At 48.9% G+C, this 23,219-nt stretch carries 21 protein-coding genes; 17 read left to right on the top strand and 4 right to left on the bottom strand.

What is annotated here, in order from left to right; translation table 11 throughout:
• The first annotated feature begins 375 nt into the window (after positions 1-375).
• On the top strand, positions 376-1,044 hold the full coding sequence (locus tag C7R92_RS13945) for an MBL fold metallo-hydrolase (protein WP_106834676.1): 669 nt from the start codon (positions 376-378) through the stop codon (positions 1,042-1,044).
• Positions 1,045-1,110: 66 nt separating this feature from the next.
• Positions 1,111-1,692, top strand: a complete 582-nt coding sequence (locus C7R92_RS13940; RefSeq protein WP_106834675.1) for a hypothetical protein — start codon at positions 1,111-1,113, stop codon at positions 1,690-1,692.
• A gap of 83 nt (positions 1,693-1,775) precedes the next feature.
• Here C7R92_RS13940 and C7R92_RS13935 read toward each other — a convergent pair whose 3' ends face one another.
• Positions 1,776-3,053: an erythromycin esterase family protein gene (locus C7R92_RS13935; RefSeq protein WP_106834674.1), complete on the bottom strand. Its 1,278-nt coding sequence runs from the start codon at positions 3,051-3,053 to the stop codon at positions 1,776-1,778.
• A 143-nt stretch (positions 3,054-3,196) separates the two neighbouring features.
• Positions 3,197-3,772, bottom strand: a complete 576-nt coding sequence (locus C7R92_RS13930; protein ID WP_106834673.1) for a GNAT family N-acetyltransferase — start codon at positions 3,770-3,772, stop codon at positions 3,197-3,199.
• 116 nt (positions 3,773-3,888) lie between these two features.
• Here C7R92_RS13930 and pdxR (C7R92_RS13925) point away from each other — a divergent pair, with 116 nt between their 5' ends.
• From pdxR (C7R92_RS13925) to C7R92_RS13890, 8 genes are all read left to right on the top strand, one after another.
• Positions 3,889-5,310, top strand: a complete 1,422-nt coding sequence (gene pdxR, locus C7R92_RS13925; protein WP_106834672.1) for a MocR-like pyridoxine biosynthesis transcription factor PdxR — start codon at positions 3,889-3,891, stop codon at positions 5,308-5,310.
• A 91-nt stretch (positions 5,311-5,401) separates the two neighbouring features.
• Entirely contained in the window at positions 5,402-5,971 is a 570-nt protein-coding gene (locus tag C7R92_RS13920; RefSeq protein ID WP_106834671.1) for a TetR/AcrR family transcriptional regulator, read from the top strand.
• 14 nt (positions 5,972-5,985) lie between these two features.
• Positions 5,986-6,348, top strand: coding sequence for a DMT family transporter (locus C7R92_RS13915; protein ID WP_017251610.1), 363 nt, complete (start codon positions 5,986-5,988; stop codon positions 6,346-6,348).
• Positions 6,345-6,767 carry a YvaD family protein gene (locus C7R92_RS13910; RefSeq protein ID WP_106834670.1) on the top strand — a complete coding sequence of 141 codons (423 nt, stop codon included), beginning with the start codon at positions 6,345-6,347 and terminating at the stop codon, positions 6,765-6,767. The genes C7R92_RS13915 and C7R92_RS13910 overlap by 4 nt, the downstream gene beginning before the upstream one ends.
• Before the next feature lie 216 nt (positions 6,768-6,983).
• A complete protein-coding gene (locus C7R92_RS13905; RefSeq protein ID WP_069849084.1) occupies positions 6,984-7,814 on the top strand; it encodes an MIP/aquaporin family protein in 831 nt (276 codons plus the stop codon).
• A 54-nt stretch (positions 7,815-7,868) separates the two neighbouring features.
• Entirely contained in the window at positions 7,869-9,368 is a 1,500-nt protein-coding gene (gene glpK / locus C7R92_RS13900) for a glycerol kinase GlpK (RefSeq protein ID WP_069849081.1), read from the top strand.
• Between the two features lie 147 nt (positions 9,369-9,515).
• Entirely contained in the window at positions 9,516-11,186 is a 1,671-nt protein-coding gene (locus C7R92_RS13895) for a glycerol-3-phosphate dehydrogenase/oxidase (RefSeq protein ID WP_106834669.1), read from the top strand.
• Positions 11,187-11,199: 13 nt separating this feature from the next.
• A complete protein-coding gene (locus tag C7R92_RS13890) occupies positions 11,200-11,754 on the top strand; it encodes a glycerol-3-phosphate responsive antiterminator (RefSeq protein ID WP_017251605.1) in 555 nt (184 codons plus the stop codon).
• 468 nt (positions 11,755-12,222) lie between these two features.
• Here C7R92_RS13890 and pdxR (C7R92_RS13885) read toward each other — a convergent pair whose 3' ends face one another.
• Complete coding sequence (gene pdxR, locus C7R92_RS13885) at positions 12,223-13,662, bottom strand: MocR-like pyridoxine biosynthesis transcription factor PdxR (protein WP_106834668.1); 1,440 nt, start codon at positions 13,660-13,662, stop codon at positions 12,223-12,225.
• 127 nt (positions 13,663-13,789) lie between these two features.
• On the opposite strand from pdxR (C7R92_RS13885), the gene C7R92_RS13880 reads away from it, so the two are divergent.
• Positions 13,790-14,755, top strand: coding sequence for a proline dehydrogenase family protein (locus tag C7R92_RS13880; RefSeq protein WP_106834667.1), 966 nt, complete (start codon positions 13,790-13,792; stop codon positions 14,753-14,755).
• 53 nt (positions 14,756-14,808) lie between these two features.
• On the opposite strand, the gene C7R92_RS13875 is transcribed toward C7R92_RS13880, so the two are convergent.
• A complete protein-coding gene (locus tag C7R92_RS13875; RefSeq protein ID WP_106834666.1) occupies positions 14,809-15,063 on the bottom strand; it encodes a hypothetical protein in 255 nt (84 codons plus the stop codon).
• 377 nt (positions 15,064-15,440) lie between these two features.
• Between C7R92_RS13875 and C7R92_RS13870 the strand changes: the two genes are divergently transcribed.
• Genes C7R92_RS13870 through C7R92_RS13845 form a run of 6 tightly spaced genes read left to right on the top strand, consistent with a single transcriptional unit; the run spans position 15,441 to position 23,213 of the window.
• Positions 15,441-17,816: a DUF7408 domain-containing protein gene (locus tag C7R92_RS13870; RefSeq protein WP_244195747.1), complete on the top strand. Its 2,376-nt coding sequence runs from the start codon at positions 15,441-15,443 to the stop codon at positions 17,814-17,816.
• Complete coding sequence (locus tag C7R92_RS13865) at positions 17,813-18,739, top strand: ABC transporter ATP-binding protein (protein WP_106834664.1); 927 nt, start codon at positions 17,813-17,815, stop codon at positions 18,737-18,739. The genes C7R92_RS13870 and C7R92_RS13865 overlap by 4 nt, the downstream gene beginning before the upstream one ends.
• Positions 18,736-19,596: an ABC transporter permease gene (locus tag C7R92_RS13860; protein WP_106834663.1), complete on the top strand. Its 861-nt coding sequence runs from the start codon at positions 18,736-18,738 to the stop codon at positions 19,594-19,596. Before C7R92_RS13865 ends, C7R92_RS13860 begins: the two co-directional genes overlap by 4 nt.
• 3 nt (positions 19,597-19,599) lie before the next feature.
• The gene (locus C7R92_RS13855) at positions 19,600-21,321 is read left to right on the top strand and encodes a coiled-coil domain-containing protein (RefSeq protein ID WP_106834662.1); all 1,722 of its coding nucleotides are present in this window, start codon (positions 19,600-19,602) and stop codon (positions 21,319-21,321) included.
• A gap of 30 nt (positions 21,322-21,351) precedes the next feature.
• Complete coding sequence (locus tag C7R92_RS13850) at positions 21,352-22,335, top strand: AAA family ATPase (RefSeq protein ID WP_017251600.1); 984 nt, start codon at positions 21,352-21,354, stop codon at positions 22,333-22,335.
• Positions 22,332-23,213, top strand: coding sequence for a DUF58 domain-containing protein (locus tag C7R92_RS13845; protein ID WP_106834661.1), 882 nt, complete (start codon positions 22,332-22,334; stop codon positions 23,211-23,213). The genes C7R92_RS13850 and C7R92_RS13845 overlap by 4 nt, the downstream gene beginning before the upstream one ends.
• Positions 23,214-23,219 lie beyond the last annotated feature (6 nt).

The raw sequence follows: 23,219 nt of genomic DNA, 5'->3' as shown, positions 1-23,219 counted from the left end.
GGTCGAGGACTTATCCACAAACTTAGCAACTGATCATGCAGATCCAGTTTTGAATGAATAATGAATGAAGAAGCCATTCCTTTAAGGAATGGCTTTTTTTATGATAGGTTTGGAAACAAACACGTTCACCGTATTCACTGGAATATAGACTAAAAGCGTTAGATTTAATGCGATTCATTAAACTAACGGGCTTGTTCCCTGTTCTTGAAATAGGATTTTACAATGGTGATTGTATCTAATTTGGCCGAAGTTCGTTTCGTTTGGATTGCTATCTCGAGCTCTTTATACAGAAGACGTTTACAGATGTTGACAACAACGAAACTAACGTAATAATATAACCTTACGTAAAAAATGAATTTTACGGAGGTCTGATTGATGGAAATTTCAAAGGGAGTAGAAATGCTTCATCTAGATTTTCATGGAAATATCATTCACCCCGTTCTTTTGTGGGATCGAGACATGGCTGTTTTAATAGACACAGGATTCCCAGAGCAAATGGATGATTTACGCGTGGCGATGGAAAAGGTAGGAGTATCGCTCGACAAGCTAAAAGCTGTGATTTTGACGCATCAAGATGTGGATCATATCGGCAGTCTTCCTGAGATTTTGCAGGAGTGCGGGGATCATGTTCACGTTTACGCACACGAACTGGAGAAACCGTATGTCCAAGGGGAGAAGCCGCTTTTAAAAGACGGGCACCTTGAGAATCCTCCCAAAGGCAGAGTGGACTATACCGTGAGTGACGGTCAGGAACTGCCGTTTTGCGGCGGGATTCGTGTCATCCATACTCCTGGACATACTCCTGGTCATATCAGCCTTTATTTAACGAAAAGCAAGACTCTCATTGCTGGGGATTCGATGTACAGTGTGAACGGGATTCTCGCAGGAATTCATGAACCGACCACACCGGATATGGATGCAGCTCGTCTCTCTATAAAGAAGTATGTAGACCTCGACATTGCCTCTGTGGTTTGTTACCACGGAGGATTCAGTCATGGAAATGTTAAGGGTCAAATAGTAGGACTCAGTCAGGGGTTACGCTAATTTCGTGACAAAACCTCTCTTTTCCCCGTCTTATTGAAAAGCTGGAAAAAGGAAGGAGCTTTATTCGTGAAAAAATGGAATTATATCTTAGCGGGTGTTCTTAGTTCTACTCTTATTTTTGGGGGAACGCCTGGCTTTGCAAAAAATAAAACGGAAACCAATCAAGGTACGAATTCAATGTCAACCGACAAGCCTATTGGACACGGCTTACATCTATGGAGCAATCCTGGTTTCCAATATACGCTGGAAGATCGGTCGAACGGCATGAAATTTCCCATTCCTGTCCCAAAAGAATTAGAGGGAAAAAGTAAGGGACAGGAGCCTATTACTTCTGCACTTCCTCACTTGGACTTTACTAGTGACGATTCTAAATACGAGTTTTATATGTTTCATACTGGAACCGAACGCGAGGTTTTCCTACAACTTCTTCAATATGAAAAAGGGAAGCTTAGCTCTATGGGAGCTATAAAAGTAGCAGAAGATGTTCCAAATCGTATTTATGGCTTCTACAACGATGGGCGTAATTCCATCTATGTCCTTACGATAAATAAAGAGGGTGAGTTGGATAGCTCGGCCGAGTACGTGTGGGATAATGAGACTAAGATGATCATAAAAGTATCGGAGCTCAAAGCCTCAAAACCTGATTGATGAAAATACTGAAGAATCACAGAAAACGGCAGCCTGTTTAATCGGCTGCCGTAATTTTATAAACAGGCAAATGTACTCACCCGTTAATCCTTAATCATTACCGAAGGAGTAGCCGTTCGTACGAAGATGATCGCATCAAAAGCTTTTGCCGGAACCATCTGCAACGTATACAGCTTCTCCATTTTTCCATACCATCCACTAAAAACATCACCGATTGCACTGATGGACTGCGCTTTATTTAGATAGGTGTAAAAATTCTGATGATGCTTTGCCTTTGCAAAGTCTAGGAATCCATCCGCCATCCCTGTCTGTGCAAACAGAACAGCTAGCCGATCTTTGCCACTATTTTTTACAGTAAACGCTTTGCGCTCATTGGTAGAGGCGTCATTTGCAAGGAAGGTGCTTTCGTAGAATTCACTTCCGATTGCGTAATATTGGTCCCCCAAGGCTTTTGCGAGATGTGCCCCCATGCAGGTTGTCATTCCTACGGAAGTAGAGGTCTTTTCAATGTGTCCATTATGTCCAGCGATGAACATGTTCTTGCGACCGTACTGTTTCTTTTCAAAGGATAAAATCCACATCACTTTGTCCGCCATGTAGCGATCACGGGTGTTGCTGTAGTTCACATTTGTTCCGCGCAGTGTAGCGTTTTGCTTGATGGATTCTGCGAAGGCAGTAGCCAGCTCATATGCTTTCTCAGAGCTTTTCGCGATGTAAACGGATTGGTTTTGTTTCATCTGATCCATCAAGCTTTTTATGTGGGGGATCGCTTCCTGTACGAGGGCGACCTTTTGATTATACACCGTCTTATCATTCAGATTCGTAAGCAGCTTCTCATACTTGGATGCGAGTGTCGGATCGACTTTTTTCAAATAGGAGAATAGCCCGTTTTTGTTATGGTCATAGCGTTGCATGTCAAAGCCGTAAAAATGAATTTGATCTTTGGCATCTCGCTTCTCATTAAAGGCGCGCATCCAAGAGAGAAGGGCGGCCATTTCTTCTGTATGGTAAATCGTAAATCCGATGGCTTTTGCGGCATCCTGAGCAGTTCCGCTGCCGCCTAAAATGTATTCATTGACCTTTTGTCCACCGCCAAAATCACCTTCGATGGCAAATACGCGATAACCTTGTTTTTCTACCAAATGCTTAAAAATATCTAACTTCAGCGTAGTGAATTGCTTGTTGCCATGCGTAGCTTCTCCAAACCCGATGATGGTTTTTGCAGGAAGCTCCATTTTTGAAACAGGGACAAGGTTTGCTTGGAATGACTGTTGCAAGGTGTTGGCTGATGCGGGATGGAACCCTGTCAATACACTCAGGATGATGAACAAGCTGATAGTGAATAGGAGTTTTCTCTTCATGTCACTCTCTCTTTCTTGCGCTGATCTTTTGTTTGTAAGTGGTTTTTCTTACCATTTTCCCTATTATACTCCTTTATGAAGTCGTTTACCTAGATTAAAAAAACACACCTGGGTTTGAGATTCCCGGGTGCATTTTCTCTTTGTTACTTTACATATTTCGCCCGATATTCATCTGCCAGCATGGACATAAGAATAGAGTCGTGATAGGTGTGGTTGTAATAAAGGGCTTGTCGCTGTACGCCTTCACGCTGGAATCCGAGCTTTTCATACGTGTGGATGGCACGTTCGTTAAAGGCGAATACGTTTAGCTCGATGCGATGCAGATTGAGGATGCCAAAACCATAATCGAGCAGCAGCAGGAGGGCTTCGCTGCCGTAGCCTTTACCTTGATGGGCATTTTGGTCAATCGAAATTCGGATAAAGGCGTTGCGATTATTCCGATCGATATCCCCGATCTGGACGTCGCCAATCACCTGATCATTTTCACACAGGCAGATCAATAAGAGGACACTGGAAGAGTCCTGGCCTTTGTTCTCGATGTACTGGTGGATTTGCTCACGCGTGAAATGTTTTTGGGTACCAGTCAGCATACGCGTTTCCTTGTTGAACAAGGAGCGGAAGTATAATTCGGTATCTTCTGTGCCAATCGGTCGCAAAAAGACGCGTTCCCCTTCCAAAAAGCGAACCGCTGCACGTGTATTCTCCTGTGTCATAGACATAGTCGTTGTCCTCCTGTTCGTTCAAAACTTCTTTTTCTTAGGATAACGAGCAAGTGTATACTTGAAAATGTGCAGTTTTGTAAAAATGAAAAGGACAGATGGAGGGGGAAATCGAGATGCTCTTGACCCCAAAATGGCAGGAAAATGACAACGAGCCGCAATACGTACAGCTTTATGCTTATTTGAAAAAGGAAATCGTCGCAGGACACTTGGCGGTGAGTAGCAAGCTGCCGTCCGTTCGAAAGCTGGCTGACTTGCTAGGCTTAAGCACAACACCCGTAGAGATGGCATACCAACAGCTGTTGGCGGAAGGTTTTATCCAAAGTAAACCACGCAGTGGGTATTACGTGGAAAAATTGCCTGATCCTGAAGTGAAACCGGGTGCTGGTGCGAGCGCACAAACTATCCATCGGCCCATGGTGCGTGACGAGCGGGAGTACGTCTATGACTTTCATCTCTCCCGCAATGATTTTTCGTTATTTCCAACCATGATTTGGCGTCGTTTGTACAATGAGACGCTTCACATAGAGCAGCAGGAGAATCTTTTTTATGGAGATCCGCAAGGGGAGGCTGGACTCAGGAAGCAAATCGCTGACTACTTGCACAGGTACCGGGGTGTCGCTTGTTCGCCAAATCAAGTGGTGATTGGGGCGGACCAGTTTGGCTTGCTGTCCTTGATCTGTTTGATGGTAAAGCCACAGTTCCAATGCATTAGCGTAGAAAATCCGGGGTATTTGCTGTTTGCCAATACGTTTCGCCAGCACGGATACGACGTGGTGCCGATCTCACTGACAGAGGACGGAATTAGCGTCAGTGAGCTATATGAGTCAGGGGTTGGACTGGCTGCCGTTTCTTCGGCTCATCAATACCCACGTGGGATGATCATGCCCATATCCAAGCGGCTGCAATTGCTCGAATGGGCCAAGAATGTGGGAGGATACATCATCGAAGACGATTATGACGGAGAGTTTCGTTATCATGGCAGACCGATTCCGTCCATGCAGGGTTTGCTCCCGGATGCGAATGTGATCTATATGGGGAGCTTTGCGCAGGTGTTGGCGCCAGCAATCGGCATATGGTACATGGTCTTGCCAGAATCTTTGCTGGATACGTACCACAACCTGCTGCGCGAGACACTGCTGGAACCATCTTCATCCCGACTGCATCAGCGGACGATGGAAGCCTTTATGGAAAAAGGATACTTCGAAAAGCATGTCCGAAAAATGCGCAAGCTGTACCGCAAAAAGCATGATGCGCTGCTGCTGGCTGTGCAAAAGCATTTTGGCGATAGAGCGACAGTCATCGGAGCCGATGCGGGGTTTCACGTCCTACTGCGGGTAAACAGCGAGCGAAGTGAGGAGGAGTTGAAAAAGCGGGCGATTCAGGCAGGCGTGAGAGCCTCGGCTGCATCGTTTACATGGCTGGTGCCACCTAATCCCTTGCCAAAAGAGTTTTTCCTCGGCTTCGCGGGTATTCCATTGGAAAAAATCGAACCCGGTATCGAAGCGTTGAGCCAAGCGTGGTTTGGCGATTGTTGACAATGCATGAGTACGCCGTTATGCTAAGAGTACCTTTTGGAAAATATGAAAAACAAAATATTTTCCTTATTTTCGAAAGGAGGGCAAGAACATGCAGGAGCGAATCCTACAATGCGCCTATCATGAGATTGAGACCAAGGGCGTCCGTTTTACCATGTCCGATTTAGCTCGGCGCGCAGGCGTTAGTACCAAGACGTTGTATGCGAGCTTTCCTTCGAAAGAAGCCTTGATCACCAAAGTCATTGAAGAAAACATCGAGGATTTGCGTAAAGCGGAGGATCAGATTTTACATGATCTTGACCTCGATTTGGTAGAGAAGATGCGACAACTCCTGGCACTGGTCCCGAACAACTTCTCACGAACGGACCTGCGCGTGTGGTACGAGCTGAAGCGCTACTATCCCGAGCAATGGAAGCTGATCGACGAGTTCAATCAACAGGAGTGGGAGCATGTTCGGATCATTCTGGAGCAAGGGGTTGAGAAGGGCGTGTTTCGTCGTATCCAGCTTCCGATCCTGATTCAGATGTATACCGGGACGCTCAACCAGTTGATTGATCAGCAGTTGGCGAACCAGCATCAAGTGACGATTGGCGATGCGCTGGATGCAGTCATCGATATTTTACTAGGTGGCATCGTAGATTCTTCGTCTTCAAACAAGTAAGTAGGAGGAACATAATGAGTTGGGTCTATCTATTAATGGCCATTTTGCTAGAGGTGGCTGGAACAACATCGATGAAGCTGTCTGACGGGCTGAGCAAGCCTGTCCCTAGTGTGATGATGTTTATCTTTTATATTTTGTGCTTCTCGTCGCTGAGCCTGGCGCTCAAGGAAATGGAGGTCGGGACCGCCTATGCCATCTGGTCTGGTCTCGGCACCGCGATCATCGCGGTCATTGGTGTGGTGGTCTTCAAGGACGCCTTCACTGTCAAAAAATTGATTGCTGTCGGACTGATCATTGTGGGCTGTGTGCTGTTGAATCTGGGAGACACCTCCCACGCGCAATCTTCTAAAGAGACAGGAGTAGCTGAGGCGAAATGAGTGAGAAAAATGCAAGAGCAATGCTAGTGTTCTTCTGGATCACCGATGTTGCTTTTGTTGTATACTGGCTTGTTACATTTTTGGAGCTTCTCCCTGTGGAATATCTGTATCAGGATTACTACAACCCCAATTTGCTTGCATGGAACTTGTCCTTTTTTCCATTGGATATTTTCATTTCCATCACGGGCTTTGCCAGTCTGTACGCCTATCGCAGAGGACGGCACATCTGGAAGCCGCTTGCCATGCTGTCGCTCGTTTTGACATCCTGCTCGGGTTTGCAGGCGATCGCTTTTTGGGCGTTCAAGGCAGATTACGATTGGTCCTGGTGGATTCCGAACCTGTACCTGCTGATATATCCGTTATTCTTTTTGCCGGGCTTGATGCGAGAATTGGCAAAAGTGAAGGAAAGGGATTCTTGACAAATTTTGAGCGGTGGCTATATAGTAGGTCTTAAGTTAATAGTGCTGTGGAGATTGGGAGATCAGCTAATATTTGCAAAATGAGGGCATTAGCTCTTGTTTAGCGAGTATTAGCTTTTTTATTTTCTCTCCAGATAAACCACAAAGGAGTTAGCGTATTGTAAGCGCTTAACAGGAGTAGGTTTATGTTTTTTCCAAAAAGGGGGAGGATGGGGCATGTCTATTTATGTAGGGGAATTGATCGGGACGATGATCTTGATCATTTTGGGGGCAGGTGTTTGCGCCGGACAAAACTTGAAAAAGGCGTACTCCCAAAACGGCGGTTGGATTGTCATTACGCTGGGGTGGGGTCTGGCAGTTGCGTGCGGAGCGTATGCAGTAGGAAGCATTAGCGGAGCGCATTTGAATCCGGCACTTACGATTGCACTGGCAAGCATCGGTCAATTTCCGTGGGAGCATGTTCCGGGCTACATAGCGGCTCAACTGATAGGGGCGTTTATGGGAGCGACGTTCGTCTGGATCTTTTATTACCCGCATTGGCGTGAGACGAATGATGCAGGAGCCAAATTGGGGGTATTTGCAACAGGTCCCGCGATTCCCAATACAGTCGCGAATCTGTTCAGTGAAATTTTAGGTACGTTTTTCTTGGTGCTCGGTCTACTGGCGATCGGAGCGAATAAATTTGCAGAAGGACTGAATCCGTTTATCGTTGGCTTCCTGATTGTCGCAATTGGTTTGTCTCTTGGTGGTACTACTGGTTATGCGATCAATCCAGCCCGTGACCTGGGACCTCGTCTCGCTCATGCTCTCTTGCCCATCCACGGCAAAGGAAAGTCCAACTGGCGCTATGCATGGATTCCTGTTGTTGGACCTATCATTGGAGCAGTAAGTGGAGCGTTTTTTTACAAATGGACGTTTACAGATCATTCGCTGACAGGTGTAATAGCATTAGCGGCTTTCATGGTGATTGCCATCGTGGTCGGAATGACAACCAAAAAATCAATCGGCAGCAAGGAGCGACTCGCATCCGAGAGTGCGCGTTCCTAGACATAAAGGTAAGAATGAAGGCGATTTCATATGAGTGAAGGAGGAACAGTTGTCATGGACAATAAATATATGCTTTCCCTCGATCAGGGAACCACGAGCTCTCGCGCTATTTTATTCGATAAATCAGGTGCCATTATCGGTGTGGCCCAGAAGGAATTTACGCAAATCTATCCGAAGCCGGGTTGGGTGGAGCACAATGCCGAGGAAATCTGGGAATCGCAGCTGGAGGTTTTGAAAGCGGTTTTACTGGAGAATCATGTGAAGCCGGAAGAAATCGCTGGAATCGGGATTACCAATCAGCGGGAAACAACCGTGGTATGGGATAAGCACACGGGTAAGCCGATTCACAATGCGATTGTATGGCAAAGCAGACAGTCCATCGATATTTGCAACCAGTTGAAAGAGCAAGGCTATGAGCAAATCGTTCGTGAAAAGACAGGATTGTTGATTGACGCCTACTTCTCCGGGACAAAGGTAAAATGGCTGCTCGAACATGTCGAGGGGGCACGGGAGCGAGCCGAGAAAGGCGACCTCTTGTTTGGAACCATCGATACGTGGCTGATTTGGAAGCTGACCAATGGCCTTGTGCATGTGACCGACTATTCCAATGCTTCGCGCACGTTGATGTTTAATATTCATTCCCTGGAGTGGGACGACGAGCTGTTGAACATGCTGCAAATCCCGAAAGCTATGCTGCCAGCTGTCCGTCCTTCCAGCGAATTGTACGGCTATACAGACGAGAAGCTCTTCGAATTCCAGATTCCGATTGCCGGGATTGCCGGAGACCAGCAAGCCGCTTTGTTTGGTCAAGCGTGCTTTGCGGAAGGGCAGGCCAAAAACACATACGGAACAGGTTGCTTCATGCTGATGAATACCGGAGAAAAGGCAGTTGCATCCAAGAACGGGTTGTTGACGACCATTGCCTGGGGAGTGGATGGCAAGGTAGAGTACGCCCTGGAAGGTAGTATTTTTGTAGCTGGTGCGGCGATTCAATGGCTGCGTGACGGACTCAAGCTGATTGAAAAATCATCGGATTCGGAAAAACACGCACTGGCTGTTGACAGCACAGATGGTGTTTATATGGTTCCAGCCTTTGTTGGATTGGGAGCACCGTATTGGGATATGGAAGCAAGAGGCGCGATCTTCGGCTTGACTCGCGGAACGACGGAAGATCATTTGATTCGGGCAGCGCTGGAGTCTCTGGCTTATCAGACACGGGATGTGCTTGAAGCGATGGAGGCTGATTCTGGCATCCGGCTGCAAAAGCTGGCGGTAGACGGTGGAGCCGTGGCGAATAACTTTTTAATGCAGTTCCAGTCTGACATCCTGAATACAGAGGTTGAGCGTCCGCGTGTCAATGAAACGACCGCGCTGGGAGCAGCTTACCTGGCAGGGCTTGCCGTCGGGTATTGGGGCAGCAAGGAAGATATTGTGAATAACAAAGTGGTGGAGCGCTCCTTCTCACCAGATATGGCGGAGGAAGTGCGCCAGGAGCTGTACGCAGGCTGGAAGCAAGCTGTTACGGCAACGATGGGTTACAAGATTAGGCATTGATTTTTGTGTAAAAGAGGTCTAAAGTTAAAGATAAGTTAATCATGCTGTGGAGACTACGGAGACAGCCAGTATCAGAAGAGCAATGACATTGCATTGCTTCTTTTGGATATTGGCTGTCTTTTTCTTTTAGAGAGGATGAGAAGAACGATGAACGATCAACATGCATTATCATCAAGTCAACGCCAGGCTTGTCTGGATAAAATGGCAACGAAACAACTCGATCTTTTGGTTATTGGCGGTGGGGTGACGGGAGCAGGTATTGCCCTCGACGCAGCCGCGAGAGGTCTGAGTGTCGGACTCGTGGAAAAACAGGACTTCGCTGCGGGCACTAGTAGTCGCTCTACCAAGCTCGTTCATGGAGGATTGCGCTATTTGAAGCAGGGCGATGTGCAGCTGGTGCGGGAAGTAGGCAGGGAGCGAGCTATTTTGTATCGCAATGCGCCACATATCGTCATCCCGGAAAAAATGATTTTGCCCATTGTGAAAAATGGTACCTATGGCAAGCTGGCAACCTCTATTGGTTTGTATGTTTACGATGTGTTGGCTGGAGTCGAAAGAAAAGAACGACGCATCATGCTGAACAAAGAGAGAACTGTGGAGGCAGAACCGCTTTTGCGCCGCGATATTCTCAAGGGCGGCGGGCTTTATTTCGAGTATCGGACAGATGATGCTAGACTTACGGTTGAGGTCATGAAAACAGCAAGCTCGCACGGAGCGCTTTGCGTGAACTATACCGAAGCCACTGGCTTTATTTATGAAAACGGCAAAGTCATCGGAATTAGCGCGAAGGATTTGCTTACGGGCACAGAGTACTCCCTCCATGCCAAAAAAATCGTCAACGCAGCAGGTCCTTGGGTGGATCAGCTTCGAGAAAAGGACCACTCCCTGTATGGTAAGCGCCTCCACCTGACAAAAGGTGTCCACCTGGTCGTGCCATATAACAGACTGCCTTTGAAGCAGGCCGTTTATTTCGATGTATCCGATGGGCGCATGCTGTTTGCCATTCCGCGCAATAACAGTACGTATATCGGTACCACTGACACGAATTACAAAGGTGTGCTGGAGCGGCCAACAGTGACGAGAGAAGACATGGAGTATGTATTGAATGCCGCGAACGAGATGTTCCCTTCTGTGAAGCTGACGGAACAGGATGTCAGCTCCAGCTGGGCAGGACTCAGACCGCTGATCCATGAAGATGGCAAGTCCCCATCCGAATTGTCACGCAAGGACGAGATTTTTTATTCCAAAAGCGGGCTGATTACGATCGCAGGTGGAAAATTGACGGGCTTCCGCAAAATGGCCGAGCGCATTGTGGATGTGGTGGCCAAGCAGTTGACGGAAGAAGAGGGCAGAGCATTTGAAGCTTGTCGGACAGACAAAATCGTCCTCGCTGGCGGAAAATTTGACTCCGCAGCCAAGATTCCTGTATTTGTGAAAGCACAGGCAGAGCGACTTCGCCAATGGGGAATCACCGAGGAACAAATCCGCGTTCTGGTCGGAAAATATGGAAGCAACAGTGAGCAAATCGTAACAATGTGCCTGGAGTTTTTGACACAAAATGCTCAAAATGTGTCTCCAATCGAAGCACTGCTGAAAGCAGAACTGCGCTACGCTGTAAAGGAAGAAATGGTCATGACCATGAGTGATTTTCTGATTCGTCGTAGTGGCAGACTATTCTTCGAGAGGGATACACTGGAGCCTGTGTATCGAATGGTGGGAGAAGAGCTCGCTCATGAGCTGCAATGGTCGGATGAGAGGAAAGAACATGAAATAAAAGCGTTTGAAGAGGAATATCATCTTGCGAAAACATTTCAATAGGGGTGATTCGTGATTGGCAAACCTGATCAATCAAAAAATACTTCCTGCCGCCCGGACATTAAAAGAATTTGATGAACTCATGGAAAGCTGCTACGAGCGCATTATTTTGCTGAATGCTCATGTTGCGCAAGTAAAGCCACTGGGAAAACGGGCCAGAGCATTCGGGAAAAAACTGCTGATCCATGCTGATCTCATAGACGGCTTGAAGTCTGATGAATATGCGATGGAGTTTCTTGCGCAAGAAGCCCAGCCCGAAGGAATCATCACCACACGGAACAGTGCCGTTCTTGCCGCCAAGAAAAAAGGGCTCATTTCCATCCAACGACTGTTTCTCATTGATACGATGGCATTAGACAGCAGCCTTACCCAGCTTGCGAGAACCAAACCGGATTACGTCGAGGTTTTGCCAGGAATCATTCCCCACCTGATCGAAGAAATTACTGTACGAACCAGCATTCCGGTTATCGCTGGAGGATTTATTCGTACAAAGGAAGATGTGGATCGCGCTATTCTTGCCGGTGCGACATCTGTAACCACTTCTCGCAGAGAGCTGTGGACGAAATCATAAGGACATATTAGGGTAGTCAAAAGCCGGTCATTCCTGTTCGTAGGATTACCGGTTTTTTTGATAGGTAGATACCCTTTTATTTATAGGGATGTCAGTAGTCTATGCGGATGAACGCCACCGTGCATATACACATATAGTCAGCAAAAAATAAGAGGAAAGAAGGCGGTTGCGTGAATTATCAAAGCTCTCAATGGCAATCATCGTATTCTTCGCGGGAAGGACATTCTTCTTATTACCCTTGGCAAAGAGATCGAGAACGGCCACCAGGATGGGATCGTGGAGGAGCATGGCAGAGACCTTACCGAAGTTGGGAGTTTGACCACAGACGGAGATGCCCGGATCACTGTCGTTGGTGCCCTCCTGGCTGCTGCGGACGCTTTCGCTAACAGATAAGTAGTAGTATGAGAGCCAAATCTTGAGATGGATTCGAGAGATTTGGCTCTTCTTTTGGGCAATGGAGAAGGAAAATCATGGAGAATCAAGAGATGCAAGCATTCTCATTAAAACAGCCCTGATCCTCTCGACCCCTTCTTCGATCTGTGCCTCATTGGTATTGCCGTATCCGAGAATGATTTTATCTGTATGATTGCCTTTGATAATGGCGTGTTCCTCGACCGGGTAGACACGTACTCCGGCTTGCTCCAGCGCAGCCAGGACGTCAGGTGTGAAGTGAATCGTGGGAAAAGCAGCTACGATGTGCAGTCCAGCGGCCTCCCCCCAAATGCGAATACCATCACCAAAAGCCAGTTGAAGAGCATCAATCAAGCATTGACGGCGTTTTTTGTACAGCTTTTTTACGCGATTCACGTATTTCTCTAGATGCCCCTCTTCGATAAAAACCCCGAGGGCAAGCTGATCAATCGAAGGGGCGTGCAAATCGGATAGCCATTTTGCTTGCTGATAGGAAGCTACCAATGCTTTTGGCAGGACGAGGTATCCCTGACGCAGTCCGGGAGAAAGGATTTTGCTAAAGGAACCGATGTAGATAACACGCTCCGAGGCAAGTCCCTGAATGGAGCTGATGGGAGCAGTCTCGTAACGAAACTCGCTGTCGTAATCATCCTCGACAATGTAGCAGTCAGCTTCCCGTGCATAACGAATGAGTTGCAGTCTTCGCTGGATGGGCATGGTGCCGCCGAGCGGGAACTGATGAGAAGGCGTGACAAATACGAAGCGGGGGTGATGGGCAGATAATGACGGTAGCTGTTCCATATCCATCCCGTAGGCATCTGTCGGAACAGGCAGTAAACGAGCGCCTGTCCTGGTGAAAATACTCTGGATATCGTGCGTGATCGGGTCCTCGATGACTACGTGACTATCAGGACGCAGAAGCACATTGGCAATCAGGGTGAGCGCCTGAGTAGCCCCGGATGTCATAATGATTTGCTCGGGGTCGCATTGCACGCCGCGCGTTCGATACAAATAGCGACACAAAATCGTGCGCAGCTCCGTGCGTCCCTCGGGACGATTATAACCAAAGACTGACAGCGGCGCTTCCTGACAGACACGCTGTACAGTTTTGCCCCAGAGGTTGCGAGGAAAGCGCTCCAGAGCAGGAACACCAGAACGAAAATCGATTAGCTTGCTTTCTGCTTCATTGAAATGCTGATCCACTTTCGGCAACCCAGCCCCTGCCTCTGTCATCCGGGCGTGCTGTTCCAAATAAATGCCCGAGGCAATGAAATACCCGGAGCCGCGTCTGCTCTCGATGTAGCCCTCGGCTAGTAGCTGCTCGTACGCATCTAGTACCACATTGCGAGAGAGGTGCAGTTCGCTTGCTACTTTTCGGGTAGATGGAAGCTTGAAGCCGGCTGTCAGTTCTCCGCTCAAAATCTTTGTGCGCAATTCAGAATAAATTTGTCTGATTAACGGAATCGGTTTCTCTCGGTCAATGGTTATCCAGAGCAAGCCGTGTGAGCCTCCTTTCGCAACTGGTCCTCTCGAAATTGTGGGAAACTGGACCTAATCCATACAAGCGTACCATGGTAGGGTGATAGAAGAGAAGAGGTATGCCACTGCCAAAGGAGAGAGAAGGATGACACCAGAAGAGAGAAGAACAGCAGAGATTTTGCGTACAATCGCCCGTGATGAACGAATCAAGGAAGTGGTCAGAACATCGCCCTTGCTATATCCGTTGCTTTTGACTGCTGCGAAACGTTATGTGACAGGTGAAACGCGTGCCGATGCAATAAAAATAGCCCAACGCTTGGAAAAAATGGGCTACCGTCTATCAATTGAACACATTGGTGAAAATACACTGGATTCGCAGATTGTAAATGAAGCGCAACGGGAATTTCTGGGGCTAACTGCGGATTGCTCCCAACTACATACACCAGTCGGAATCTCCTTTGATCTGTCCCATCTCGGCTTGTTACTGGATAAAGAGCTGGCGTTTGCCCACGTAGAAGAGTTGGCGGAGCGGGCGAGACATAGCGGCCACTATTTGATGATCAGCATGGAGGAATCGACGAAAACAGAGGCGATCATCAGCATGTATGAGCGCTTGACACAGCGACATGAAAATGTGGGCATTACGATTCAAGCACATTTGCACCGCTCGCTGGATGATGTGAAACGGGTGCTCGGACTCCCGGGGAAAATTCGTTTGGTTAAAGGCGCATTCAAGGAGCCTCAGGAAGTCGCATTGGGGCGTTCAGTGGAGTTGAACGAACGATACCTGGAGCTGGCCGATATGTGTGTACGAGCTGGGCGTGAATGCTCACTCGCCACGCACGACCAAGCGATTGTAGACGAGCTAGACGGTCGAGACTATTTGCATCGACCGAATGTAGAGGTAGAGCTGTTATACGGGGTTCGCCCTGAGCTGGCTCATGTTTTGCGAGAAAAAGGGGTTCCAGTGCGCTTGTACCTCACATATGGGACAGAGTGGTACTTGTACTTGTGTCATCGACTGGCGGAGCACCCGCCTCATGTGCATCAGGCGATAGCCGATATGTTTGATACGGCTAGACTTCAGGATGTAGGGTATGGCATGTCATAGAAGGATTACGAAAAAACGTCAGAGCATGATCCTGACGTTTTTTCTATTTTTCATTATGTCTTGCCTTGACACAAATTCCCCAGCCAAACTGCTCTTGATTCATGATCGAGCTGTTGCCGATCTGTCTCGGTAGGCAAGACATTGGTCGGCGCGATTTCTGTTACTGATAGATTCCGAATGAAGGCGGGTAAGTAGTTCCAGAAACCGATTTTCTCAATCGACGCTCCATGCTGTAGATTGGAAATGACCAACTGTGGCGCAGGGTCTTCTCCCAAATATACGGCAGCCCCATTTGCTTGAATCTCCACAGCAAGCTTCTTCCATTCCCCCGTGGTGTAAGACTAAGACAACGGCTTTTGATAGCGAGGGCCATTATAAATTTGCCACGTCATAGACCCATATGCGTATCTCGCGCACCAAAAACGAGCCTGACGAAGGAAAACAGGAGCTCCCATCCCTTCCAAGTAAAGGGCTTCGCGGTTTCCCCATACGTCTGGGCTTGCCTGTGATTCCCTGAGATCAAATTCATGCAAATCATCACGCAAATTCCAATCCTTTCGCACTTGTCGATCAATCAGCTTCATTTTGAAAAAAAATGTAGCTATTTGTCTGGAAATAACGTCAATAACTGTATGAGAAGAAAAGATAGGAAGAAAAAAGAATGGTCCGTGGAGGTTTTGAACGAATGAAAACGGCGCAGTGTAAGCGATGGCTCCTGGCCTTCTGTGCGTTCCTCCTGTTGGTAGCAGGTGTTCCTTTAGGATTAACGGGAACAGCCTTGGCAGAGGGAAGCATTCAGCTAGGAGTAACAGTCGGAATTGAAGGAAAGTACAGGAATACGGGGATGGTACCCGTTGTGGTCACGGTGAGAAATGGAGGGGCGGATATTGAAGGCGATCTTTTTGTCGCTACGGGGGAACGGGGAGACAGTCGCTTCACAGTTGCCAATTATCAGCCGGTTTCGATTGCAAGCGGAGTGACTAAGCAGGTAACGATTCTTGTTCCTGGCTCAGAGCTGTATAGCAGTTCTTTTGTAGCCTTGATGCAAAATGATAAGATCATCGCGCAAACTCCGGTAACAGGCGTTTCATACGACGAGGATACGTTGATGATCGGTGTGTTGGCAGAAAATCCCGACACTGCTAACTTCCTTGGTGTACTGCCGAAAGGCTCCATTCATAACCCTGTCCAGCTCTTGACGATGAAGGCAGGTAATATGCCTTTGACAGGTACTCAGCTCCAGATGATCAATATGCTCGTCATCAACAATTTTGCTTTGGATTCATTGAATGAACAGCAGATCAAAGCGATTCGGGATTGGACGAATTCTGGCGGGATGCTGATTTTAGCCGGAGGAGCACAGTACAAGAAAGCCGGAGGCATTTTGGCTGACTTGTCGCCAGTAGAAGTGACTGGAGTGACGAGTGTACAGACACTCTCTAGTTTAAAAGTGGATAAGACCAATCCGATTGCACTGACATCACCCTTTACTGTAAGCAATGGGACATTGAAGGCAGGGAAGGTTCTGTACAGCGAAGGAAATATTCCGCTGATGGCTGTACATAACGTGGGAGTCGGAAAAGTATTGTACGTCGCCTATGATCTGGCCGCGGAACCAGTAGCCAGCTGGGCAGGAAACAGTCGCTTTTGGGCAGATACATTAGTAAAGGCTTTTGGTTCTTCTATCAACGCTTCAAATAGGAGCATGATCGACGACATATGGCCGCTTCGGGATGCTGCTGATCGAGTCCCATCCTTGAAAATTCCAGAGGTTGGCTGGTTCGCAGTATTTTTCGGAATTTATGCCCTGGTTGTAGGGCCAGTTCTTTTCTATATTTTGCGGAGAGGCCGTAAGCAAAGCTATATGTGGGTGATCGTCCCTGCCATTTCGGTGTTGGCGGGAATCGGAATCTTCTCGATTGGTGCCATCCAGCGGGGGGTGGGTGTAAAGCTGCACCAGGTAGGTTATATTGAGCTGCAAAACAACGGACAGGCGAATGCGATGAGTGTAACCGCATTATTCGTACCGAGTAATGACGACTATCGTTTGACTATAAAGGGAGAGGGTATAACCCAACCCGTCACTGAAAGAGATTATGTCGATCTAATTCCGAAAACGTGGATTTCCATGCAGCCGGATCAGACCCATATTGATTTCCGAGATGTAGAATTCTGGTCGATGCGCAAGGTTGCGACGGAGCAATCCTTATCGGACGTAGGAAAAATAGAATCGAACCTGTCGTATGAGAACGGCGCACTAAAAGGAACCGTGACGAACCATACGAAGTACTCGCTGCGAGATGTGACGATCTCTACTGGTATGCAGGTACAAGAGTTTCCACAGTTGGCGGCTGGCAGCAGTGTCGAAGTGAACTTGCCGTTTGCCCCTCAACAACAAGCAAGGCGGAACCAACATCGGATGAATACGGGGCATGCACTGCCACAGTACATGCAATCGAATGGCTATGAAAAACAAACGCGTGAGCAAGTCATTGTGGAAATGCTAGACATGATGGATAGACGTGGTGGTCAGTCTGAAGTGGTAAAACTCGTAGGCTGGACCGAAGAGCAAGTTGTTGCGGCTGTCGTACCAAACGAAAATACGGAGAACAGCAGCCTTGCGATGGTCACTTCGACACTGCAAGTGAATCCATCCAAGGACGGACACATTTATTATCCGACGGGATCGTTTGATGTGACGATGTCGGGCAGCTCTGTTCCGGTAGATGACTACGGAGATGGCTTTAGGCTGCCTGCCGGGGATATTACCTTTGACATCAATCTGAATCAGGAAGGACAGGATCTTACCATCAGCAATTTGTATCTGTACACCTGGTCAGAGGACAATACGACATTTGAAAAAGAGGTATACAACTGGAAGACAAAAGCTTTCGAACCATTTGAAAAAGCATTCATGAACAACGTGATGACAAGCGACAAGACTACTACTTATGTTTCGGGCGACGGCATTGTCCGCATCAAATTTGCCCACCAATTTGAGGATGATCGCCACATTGGGGTTCCAAGTGTCAGTGTGGAAGGGAAGGTGAGCAAGAAGTGATCCAGATCCAAAATTTGCGTAAGCGCTACGGCAAAATGGAAGCGTTAAAAGGACTTTCGCTCGAAATTGACAAGGGGACCGTTTTTGGTTTCGTCGGTCCGAACGGGGCAGGAAAATCGACGACGATGTCCATTTTGGCGACTTTATTGGAGCCGACCAGTGGGAGGGCATACGTAGGCGGCTACGAAGTGACCAAGCATCCAAAGGAAGTGCGCAAGCTGATCGGCTACATGCCAGACTTTTTTGGAGTCTATGACAATTTGACAGCAGAAGAGTACCTTGATTTTTACGGCGCGAACTACGATATTCCGGCAGCAGAGCGAAAACAAATCATTCCGCAGTTATTAGAGCTGGTGAATCTCACGCACAAGCGGGATGCCTACGTCGACTCGTTGTCGAGGGGGATGAAGCAGCGTCTCGGGCTGGCTCGCTCGCTGGTTCACAATCCGGAAGTACTCATTTTGGACGAACCAGCTTCTGGGTTGGACCCGCGTGCACGCATCGAGCTGCGGGAGATTTTGAAGGAACTGCGGGACATGGGCAAGACGATTATCATTAGCTCGCACATATTGCCTGAGCTAGCGGAGATGTGCGACGTCATCGGGATTGTGGAGGAAGGCAATCTGGTTGCCTTTGGACGAGTCGATGAGATTTACTCGAAAATGCAAGAACAGCGGGTATTGCGCATTCGCCTGTTAGATCGGGTTGAGGAAGCAATGACGCGCCTGCGTGAAATGTCCGTCATTACCAGGGTGACACGTGAAGGGAACTGGGTCGTTGCAGGCTTTTCAGGCAATGACGAAGAACAGGTTGAGCTGCTGCGGGAGCTTGCGGTGTCAGGCTATCCTGTTGCCGCGTTTAATGAGGCAGTAGGTGATTTGGAAGAAATCTTCCTGGAAATTACGAAAGGGGTGGGCTCATGAGCGACTTGAGACGATTTCACAACCCTGTCTTGTTCAATGAATGGAAAATGCGGATGCGGACCAATCGGTCACCGTGGATCATCCTGTTATATTTACTCGTCTTGGGCGCAATGACGCTGACGATAATTTTCTTTATGACAAACGGTGGCAGCTACTACAACCCAAATGATACACGCGAGCTGTTCATGATGCTGTCTGTGTTTCAGCTCGGGATGATCGGCTTCGTCGTGCCGGGACTGACGGCAGGTGTGATTTCCGGTGAACGCGAACGCCAGACGTTGAGTGTGCTGTTGACCACGAATGTCAGTGCCACACGATTGATTTTAGGCAAATGGCTGGCATCGCTCAGCTTCATGACCTTTCTGGTCATTGCGACCATCCCGCTCTATGCCATCGTCTTTTTGTATGGAGGAATTTCACCTGCACAAGTGATCAAGGTGTTTGGTTTTTACGTCATTACGATGTTTGGTATCGGCAGCATTGGTGTTCTCATGTCTACGCTGATCAAACGGACTGGTATCTCTACGGTTGTCACTTATGCCGTGGTGTTCGGATCTGCGATCGGGTCGAGCATACTGGCGGAAATTATCAAAGAGTTCATTCGGTACCAGCGCCGTTCCGGTAGCGTGCCATCTGCGACTATGCCGGACTGGCCCAATCTCATTCATAATTTTAACCCATTGTTTGCGATGTTGAACATTTTTGAGGAAGGGCCGCAGATCAGGATTGGGAATGTGGACCCGTACGCGGTTTACTGCCTGTTTTTCGGAACCATTACACTGTTCTGCCTGTTTCTCTCCATCTATCTCATTCAGCCAGTGAAACCGAGATTTCGCAAAGTGAAAGAGGAGCAATAAGCTATGTTTACCGCTAAAGCGAACGACGAGCTGAAGCTATTGCTTTCACCCATTCGAAAGCAACTGGGCTTGCGTGTATGGATACAGCAGCTAACGGTCTATGGTTTGTGGGGGATGGCGGCGAGTGTCGTGCTCCTCCTCCTTGCCCGCATCTGGCCGATTCCGTTTTACCAATGGATCGTGATTGGGCTGCCAGTGCTTGTTGTAGTCACAGGCATGGTGCGTGCGCTTTGGAAGCGCCCTACATGGCTCCACTGTGCGCAAGTGGCAGATGGTAATGGTTTGGCCCAGCGAGTGGTCACAGCATGGGAGAATCAAGAGAATCAGTCGATGGTAGCAGGTATGCAGAGGGAAGACGCCCTGCAGCATCTGCGAAAAAATTTGCCGCAAATCGTAGAGCGCGTCCGCATCTGGTCGCTGGTCCAAAGAAAGGTGTATGTCACAAGCAGCTTGCTATTGGTATGCCTGGTGCTGTTTCTTTGGCCGAATCCGCAAGACTTGCGACTGGCCCAGATAGCAGAGGAAAAGAAAGCAATCGCGCAGGTCGAGGAAGAAGTAGAGGAAATCAAACAGGACGTGAAAAAGAATACAGGCTTTACCGACGCGCAGAAAAAGCAGCTGGAGGAAATGCTGGAGCAGGCAAAAAAGGCTCTGGCGAAAGCAGACGATCCGGCAGAACGTCAAAATGCATTGCGCGCTGCGGAAAAACAATTGGAGAAGGTCAGAGATGCAGAGCAGCAGAAAGAAAAAGCGCTGCAAGCACTCCAGCGCAGCTTGGGTAATCAAGAAGGGACCAAATCCTTGGCTGGCGCGATGGAAGCGAAAGATCGACAAGCGATGACCGAGGCCCTGGCACAAATGGCAAAAGCCATGGAAAGCATGCCGCAAAAAGAGCGGGAAGAGATCGCCCGCGAACTCGCAAGTGCAGCAGAACAATTGAAAAAAGAGGCAGAGTCTGCCGACTCGAAGGAGCTGGAGGATATCGCCAAACAACTGGCGGAGGCAGCCCAGCAAACAGCACAAGGACAAATGCCTCAAGCGATGACTGCGCTCGAGAACAGCTTGATGCAAGCGATGACGGGCATCCAGCAATCTCAGCAAGCCATGCTCGCAGCTATACATGCCGCTGCTTCGCTCAATCAGTCGCAGATGACGCTTGCCAGTGCAGGCGCACAAGCAGAAAATGCTGGAGCGAGTGGAGATGGGGCAGGTACGGCGGCAACAGGCCAGGCGACTCCAGCATCGGGGACACCCGGGAATCAGCCAACTGCGGCAACACCGGGAACAGGTACCAATCCCAATCAAGGGACGAACCCGGCAAACCAGTCCGGGAATGGAAATAATGGCTCGGGGCAAGGGAATGGAAACGGAAACGGTAATGGCAACGGTAATGGCAACGGTAATGGAAATGGAAACGGCGGTCAAGGAAGCGGTCAAGGTGGCGGGGCCGGGTTAGGAAAAGGCAAACACGAGCTCGTTACCGTCCCGGCAGATCGCATAGGTGGAGATAAAGGACCTGTTGATACAGTCGGAGGCACACTCGGGTCAGGACCTTCCCAGTCGCAGCAAAGCGGAAACACACAAGTCTCCTCCGGTGGAACACTGCCGTATGAGGAAGTGTACGGCCAGTATGAGCAATTTGCCCGTGAAAGTATGGAAAAGGGCAGTATTCCCGGCGATTACCAACAGATCGTAAAGGATTATTTCAGCAAAATTGAGCCTTAGATCATTCAACAACAGGAAGGAGACACGGCGATGGCGCAGCAAACGCTAGAGGATTGCTTGCAGCGAGTAGAGCTTGTCAGGCAGGAGATTGGAAAAGTATTGGTAGGACAAAAAGATGTGGTCGAGCAACTTCTGTGGGCCGTGTTTGCAGGTGGACATGCGCTTTTGGAAGGCGTACCCGGATTGGGCAAAACGCTGCTTGTTCGAACATTGTCTCAAGCCTTCGAGCTGTCGTTTCAGCGTATTCAGTTCACACCGGACCTGATGCCGACAGACATTACTGGAACGAACATCCTGTTGGTCGACGAGAAGGGTCAGCAGTCTTTCCAATTCCAACATGGTCCGATCTTCGCTCATGTCGTGCTGGCTGACGAAATCAACCGGGCGACGCCGAAGACGCAAAGCGCCCTGTTGGAGGCCATGCAGGAGCGAACCGTTTCTGCCGGCGGTGTGACTCGTCAGCTGCCGGCGCCATTCTTCGTTCTCGCGACACAGAACCCGCTGGAACAGGAAGGGACATACCCGTTGCCAGAAGCGCAAATGGACCGCTTTTTATTGAAGATCGACGTGCCGTATCCGACGGAAGAAGAACTGAAAATGATCGTGCGGCAAACGACCACGAGCCAGGTGATCACCGTGGAAAAAGTGGCTTCAGCCGAGCAAATTGCTGAGATTCAGCAGGCAGCGCGTGAAGTGTTGGTTGCCGATGCGGTACTAGATTACGCCGTGAAGCTGCTTTTAGCGACGCATCCGGGGGAACAGGCGATTGCTTCCGTGAACAAATATGTGCGCAACGGTGCAGGTCCACGTGGCGTGCAGGCGATTGTCTCCTTGGCAAAGGTACGTGCGTTATTGGCTGGCCGATACAATCTGGCATACGAGGACGTGACAGCAGTTGCTCTGCCAGCGTTGCGCCACCGCATTTTCCTTAATTTTGAAGGAGAGGCAAACGGCATCCGACCAGACCGCGTCATTATGGATATTTTGGACGAACTGGGGACGCAGAAAGTATGAATCAACACCTGCTTGATCCGTCATGGCTCGCCAGACTGGAGCGAATGCAGATGGCTAGCCGCAAAGCGGTCAGCGGTAGCCAGGCAGGCAAGCGAAGGGCGAGACAGCTGGGCAGCTCCATGGAGTTCGCGGACTTTCGGGCGTATGTTCCCGGCGATGATTTGCGGCAGCTCGATTGGAATGCGTATGCTCGTTCAGGCAAGCTGTTTTTGAAAAAGTACTTGGATGAAACAGAGCTTCATGTGAACTTGTATATTGATTGCAGTCGTTCGATGAGCTACGGGCAACCGAACAAAATGGCCCGTGCTGTCGAGATTGCCGCGGCTCTTGGCTATTTGTCCCTGTGCCATCTCGATCATGTGTCGGTCTATGCATTTGACAGCCGCATTACGTCAGCACTTACCGGGCTGCAAGGAAAGAGTCAGGCACATCGCTTGCTCAGCTTCCTATCTTCCCTGCAAGAAGGGGAAGCAGGTGATATTCAAACGGCAATGCGTCAGCCTGGGGCTGTCAGCGGCAAAGCTGGCACATCTATCGTGCTGTCGGACTTTTTGTTCGAGTCAGGCTATACGGAAGGCATCGCGTATTTGCAGGCGGCCAAACAAGAGGTCACGCTGGTTCAGGTGCTTTCCAAAGAAGAGCTTGCGCCCGAGTATGCGGGAGAGCTGCGGTTGATAGATTCAGAGACCGGGCAAGCAAAAGAAGTATCCCTGACCAGCCTTTTGATGGAAGAGTACCACAAGAGCTTGCAAGATTATCAACAAGAACTGTCCGCGTTTGCATATGGAAGAGGGATCGCCTTCGTGTCTGTAGAGGCGGAACAATCGCTGGAATCGATTGTCTTCCATGTCTTTCGTCAGGCCGGCTTGATTCGCTAGAGAGGA

This window comes from Brevibacillus porteri, assembly GCF_003013475.1.
Lineage (GTDB): Bacteria > Bacillota > Bacilli > Brevibacillales > Brevibacillaceae > Brevibacillus > Brevibacillus porteri.
The sequence above is the reverse complement of the archived record's forward strand: the minus strand, read 5'-3'. Positions and strand labels throughout refer to the sequence as shown.